The organism is Thiomonas sp. TH-17 (genome assembly GCF_057473305.1).
Window position 1 is genome coordinate 1 of the sequence record NZ_JBYCKI010000123.1, and the last position, 5,202, is coordinate 5,202.

Annotated in this window: 4 protein-coding genes; 3 read left to right on the plus strand and 1 reads right to left on the minus strand. The window is 61.7% G+C overall.

What is annotated here, in order from left to right; translation table 11 throughout:
• Window positions 1-144 precede the first annotated feature (144 nt).
• Window positions 145-2,421 carry a hypothetical protein gene (locus tag AC2VLV_RS07425; RefSeq protein WP_486989372.1) on the minus strand — a complete coding sequence of 759 codons (2,277 nt, stop codon included), beginning with the start codon at window positions 2,419-2,421 and terminating at the stop codon, window positions 145-147.
• Window positions 2,422-2,620: 199 nt separating this feature from the next.
• On the opposite strand from AC2VLV_RS07425, the gene AC2VLV_RS07430 reads away from it, so the two are divergent.
• The 3 genes from AC2VLV_RS07430 to AC2VLV_RS07440 are packed head-to-tail and all read left to right on the plus strand — an operon-like array spanning window position 2,621 to window position 4,940.
• Complete coding sequence (locus AC2VLV_RS07430; protein ID WP_486989373.1) at window positions 2,621-3,421, plus strand: TIGR04255 family protein; 801 nt, start codon at window positions 2,621-2,623, stop codon at window positions 3,419-3,421.
• 55 nt (window positions 3,422-3,476) lie between these two features.
• Window positions 3,477-4,067, plus strand: coding sequence for a helix-turn-helix domain-containing protein (locus tag AC2VLV_RS07435; protein ID WP_486989374.1), 591 nt, complete (start codon window positions 3,477-3,479; stop codon window positions 4,065-4,067).
• A 15-nt stretch (window positions 4,068-4,082) separates the two neighbouring features.
• Window positions 4,083-4,940 (plus strand): hypothetical protein, encoded by an 858-nt coding sequence (locus AC2VLV_RS07440; protein ID WP_486989375.1) that lies wholly within the window; start codon window positions 4,083-4,085, stop codon window positions 4,938-4,940.
• Window positions 4,941-5,202 lie beyond the last annotated feature (262 nt).

The following is a 5,202-nucleotide window of genomic DNA, read 5'->3' on the forward strand; positions in this document are numbered from 1 at the left end:
CGCGCAAGGATGCCAGCGCGACGCCAAAAAGCAGCGCATGTGCCGTACTCAATCGGCAGTCAACGCAGCACACCATGTTGTTGTTGCCGATCGAAAATTGACCCACTTGGGGCGAGCCCCTCCTCGAATGTCTGTGACCATCCACTACGCGAGCTTGGCGCCGACCTCTTCGCAGACGCTCTCGACCACAGCCGCCACTTCGTGCAGGAAGGTATTGCGATCCGGCGAGGGGGTGACGTCAGGAATTGGCGCCGCGCGTTCGTAGATGTGTTTGCCGATGATCGAGGCGCGTTCATAGCTGGAACCACGCCCCGACTTGTTGAACGCCGACTGCCATTCCGGCATCCGCTCGGCACGAACGCGGCGGGTGGCGAGGTCCAGCGTCTTGGCGGACAACGCGTTGGCTAGGCCGTCAAAAACCTGCTGCTTGTGCGCGTCGTCGGTCGGCTCGGCGGGGTCCCACCGGAGCGGATTCTGCAGCAGCACATACAGCCGATCCTGAAGCTGCTTGCGTAGATCCGCGACCGGTTTGAGGTTGTCGTACTCGTCGCCAAAGCCCGGCGTGCTGAGTCGTCGGCTCAGCGCCCAGATACGCTTCCAGTGCTCCTTGCTGACCCCGGGCTTGTAGTCGAGGCCCAAGCGAGGCCACCACGCATCGTGAAAGCTCTCGGCAGCGCTCTTCACGGCCAGGACGAGATTCATGCGGTCGTACACCGGCCGCGCGCGCACGAGCTCGGGCTTCTCGACGATCGCATCGATTGACGCGAGCAGCGCCTGCAGTTGTCCGATGGTCCGCTTGTGGGTCTTCTTCGTGGTGTCCAGGTCTTCGTCGATCCCGCCGACGAAGAAGCAAGCATCCTTCAAGCGACCGCGAAGCGCTCGCTCCGCGAACGGACCCAGTTCCTCGCCAATGGAGGCGAGGACGTTTTCGGCGGAAGCCAGGACGTGTTGCTCCTTGGCTGCCGCGTTGGGTAGGTTGTCACCCTTGACCTCGTCGAAGTGCGTGAACACCAGCAGCAGCTTGCTGGCGCTGCCCGACGTGATCATCTCCTTCATGGCCGCAACCGGCGCAGCCTGCATCGGTTGAATGGCGTTGTCGACGAGCACGATGGCATCCGTTGACTCGATGCGCCGCGTCAGTGAGGTCGAGATGGCTGCCACCGACTTGGGCATGTGGCCCAGGCCTTCACCGTCGAGAAGCACGAGCTTGGGCTGCTGGCCGCCGTTCCACGCCGGCAGGAACGCACCGGACACGCGGACTCCGTTCACCAGCGGCGTCAACAGGTATCCGAAGCGTGGGGAGTGGTTACTGGAGAAGCGCGTGACCGTCTTGATGAAGGTCGGACGGTCGTCGGTCTCCCGCGACCACGATTGCGGCCAGCCTTGCTTGTTGCGACGCACCGTGCCATCGGTGAGCAACGAGAAACGAAGCTCGATCTCGTCCATGAGCTCGTCGCTGATGCGGTGGAATTCGTCGTCTTCACGCAGCCGGCGATCAAGCTCCTCCTCGAACAACTCGTCGACGACCCGCTGATCCTTTTCGTCGGTGGCGCCCAGTTCGGTCTTAAGTTGGTCGCCGTGGCGGGAGGCGATGGCGCGCAACGCCGTCAGCATCTTCGTCAGCAGCGCATTGGTGGCGTCGAGATTGATCACACCGTCAGCAGCCATCTCCTCGGTCGGCTCCGCGGCGGCGTCCTCGTCCTCCTCATCGTCGTCGGTGCCGGCCGCCTGAGGCCCGTTGCCAAGTACGTAGTTGAAGCGGAACCGTTGGTTCACATGCATCAGCAGCTTGCGCAGCACTTCACCGTCGCCGCCGCCCCGGTAGGCGGACAGCACGGCCTCCGAGATGCACTCGTTCAGGTGCTCGCGAACCTCGTCGATTGGGAAGAAGGTGACCACCGCCTTGTACGGGCCTGGCGCAAGCACGACCTCGGTCTCATGCACCGTGGTCTTCGCCGTCGATGTCGACGGAAAGCGCTCGATCTCCGGGTTCGTGCCAATCAACTGCCGAAGCAGCGTCGTCTTGCCAGCCCCGGTCGTCCCGAGGAGCAGCGCACGCCGGTAGTCGGAATCCTTCGATGTCGGCAGGGGAATGATCGATTCGCGGATCGCGCCGAAGTCGCTCTGCTCAGGTTCCATGCCGTGATAGAAGATCTCCACGATCCGGCGATGGAATCGCTTTTCAGCTTCCGCCCTAGCCGGCAAGCTCCAGAAGCTCTCCTCCGCCAGTAGCTGGTTGAGTTGACCCTTCAGATCGTTGGCCTCGGCCTCCTCGGACGTTCCCAGCCCTTGGCGGACTCGCAAGCCCGGCTTCCCAGTGTTCGGGTCGACCCGAACCGGATGGCGGAAGATCACCGCCCATGCACTGCGACCCTGCGACCGGCTCAGGGTCGCCACAAAACGCTTTTCCATACCACGCATCGTTGTTCAGTAGTTGTTCCAATAATAAATCATAAGTGGGCCGCCGTCGGCGGTCAAGCAAATTGGAACAACATTGGAACAACTGTGGCGCAGCTTAAGTTCGGGGGGTGCTACGCGCGAACCTTCTTCTGGCCGCCGCGTCAACCAAAGTGTAAACTGACAACCAAGCTGTCAACCAAGATGAGATCGGAGCCTACCAGTGAGTGAAAGGCTGTCGAATGCGCCGGTGTACTACGCGCTCGCGCAGGCGCACTTCAATCCTGTCGCCGCGATGTCCAAGTACGTGGATCAGATCCAGGATCGTCTGCGGCGCGAGGGATACCCGTTGTTCGAGCCGCAGCAGTTCATGCAACTGGTCGTGCCGGGACTAGGGCAAGGGCAACCGCAGGAACCGCAAATTCAGCAGGCGATGTCGTGGCTGATGACACGTGGTGACCGGACGGCGGGCTTCATCCTTGGGCCGTCGTCGATCACCTACCACACGACCCACTACGACACGCACAACGAGTTCATCTCGGAGCTGCTGCGCGGCTTGGCAGCCGTGCACGAGGTGGCAACCCTCGATCACGTCAGTCGGTTGGGTCTCCGCTATCTGAATGCCGTGCTGCCTCGCGCCGGTGAGAGCGTGGAGCAGTACCTCGTCGATGGACTGCATGGCATTGAGTTCAATGCAATGCGTCAGCACGCCATGACCGAATCCGTATTCGCAACCGACACCCATCCGCTCGTAGCAAAGGGAACGCTGGTCGTCAGGGTGTACCGCGCGGTCGCCCCCTTGGGCTTCCCGCCGGATATGCTTCCTAGTGGATTGGTGATAACGCCGAGCTTCGATATCAAGGAAGCACGCGAACACGCGAGCATCGACACAGATCATTACGTCCAAGGCCGGATGTTGGTGGATATGGACAAATTGAAAGAGCAACTGCTTTCGCTGCACGACACGATCAAATCGGTATTCGGTGAGACGACAACGGATCACGCGCGTAGCGCGTGGGCGTGACGCAACTAGGATCGAGGCGCTTATGTACCCCACAATCTCACCCGCTCGTCGTTCCATGCCGATCCCGCAGCCCGTGGGTGCTGCTGTCGTCTTGATTGCCTGTGCACTTGGCGGCACCGGCAGCGTTTTCTCACTTTCCCACGCCCATGAGTGGGGCAAGATGCTGGATTCGCGTGTTCCTTATTTCGACGTCCGAACGCCTGACGTGGATGTCGTACGCCCGGACATCCGTTCCGCTGCCGAGCATCTTGCAAATATCCGGCAAGTGTTGGACCCCGCCATCGCGGACTTGGCGACGGCGTTCGGTGTCTCGCGACAGGCCATTTACAAGTGGATCGGCGGCGAATCCATGCCTGAAGATGACAAGCTGGCGCGCATCCGCTCCCTCAGCCTTGCCGCCGATGCCTTCCAGAAGACCGGAGTGACTCGCGCATCATCCCTGCTGAAGATGAAGGCATTTGAAGGTCGTTCCCTGCTGGACATGGTTGCCGCCGGGCAGCTTGTGCCGGAACACACCCAAACGCTGATCGCCGAAGCCCAGGCGATGGACGCGGCATACGACAGATCAGGCTTGGCGAAGTCGAAAGCGAAGCCCTCGGAAGATTGGCGTACCGAGGTGTCCATTCCCGGGTCCCCCGAGCGATAGGTCGGGGGGCGATGGATGCTGGCGCGCGATACGGACTGGCGACAGGGTGATCTTCTAACTTGCGAGGCCGCTGCTGGATTGAGTTTGGTCGGCACGACCGACCAAGGACATCGCGCAATCGTCATCACCCATGACTGCGACTTGCCGCATGAAAGCGAGCACTGCGTCGAGGTCATCGTCGCCGAGTTGGTTGTCAAGGACCCCAAGCCTGACCCGCAGCTCTCCTACGCCAAGAACCCGCGACGACTCCACCTCGCCTACGAGGGCACCGACGCCGCGCCGTTGATTCTTGAGCTCCGGCATGGTGATCGCCGCAGCGTACCGAAAGCTGACTTCGCCGAGCGCGCAGTCAAAGACGACAGCCTCGCGCTACCGGTTGACGCGAAACGTGCCCTGAAGCAATGGCTTGCCGCGCGATACGGCCGACCAGCCTTCCCTAATGCTTTCGAGGAGCGGCTGCGCAAGCTCTCTTGCAAGCGCACCGTCGAGCAGCTGATCGCCAAGATTCTGGAGCCCGACGCGAAGCACCTGGTCGGGCTGTTCTTCGATCTGGGTGAGCAGCGAGGCGCAGAAGCGGCCGAAGGGATGCCCTACGCCCTGTCAGTGTCCGTTGTATATGACGCCACCGAGGGAGGTGGCCAAGCGCGGACGTCGGCCGAGCGTGTCGCCTTGCAGCTGCGCGAGTTGTACGAAGGGGCCTACGGCAAGTCCGACGTTGCAACGGAGATCGCGCTCGACGCTTGTGAAGCCGTGGCCGACACGCGCATGACGGTGGCTGATCTGCGCCGCGTGGATCAGTGGCGCCTTGAGTACATGAGCCTGCGCGACGATGATCAAGGCGACTTCCTGCCCATTGGTGAAATGCCGACGTAGAGGCCAGGATTGCCATGCAATCGCGATGGATCCCGCCCAAACCCGCACTGGTTGTGATGCCGGTTTTCATTTTGGGTAAGGTTCACTACCATCGAATCAATCGCTTGCACAAGTTGCGACGTTTGCGGTTGTCTTACATGTAACGAAAACGTGCCGTCAATCCGGGCCGCCGCATCACGCCGATCACCGCCGCCGTGCCCGGCAGGCCGATGCAGGGCGAGACAGAGGCATGCTCAGGCGTCCTCGTCCTGCAGTAGCGCGC

What these genes read in the sequence shown, in the direction of transcription:
- AC2VLV_RS07425 (WP_486989372.1), bottom strand. Translation starts at nt 2,421, where the DNA reads ATGCGTGGTATGGAAAAGCGTTTTGTGGCGACCCTGAGCCGGTCGCAG.
- AC2VLV_RS07435 (WP_486989374.1), top strand. Translation starts at nt 3,477, where the DNA reads ATGCCGATCCCGCAGCCCGTGGGTGCTGCTGTCGTCTTGATTGCCTGT.
- AC2VLV_RS07440 (WP_486989375.1), top strand. Translation starts at nt 4,083, where the DNA reads ATGCTGGCGCGCGATACGGACTGGCGACAGGGTGATCTTCTAACTTGC.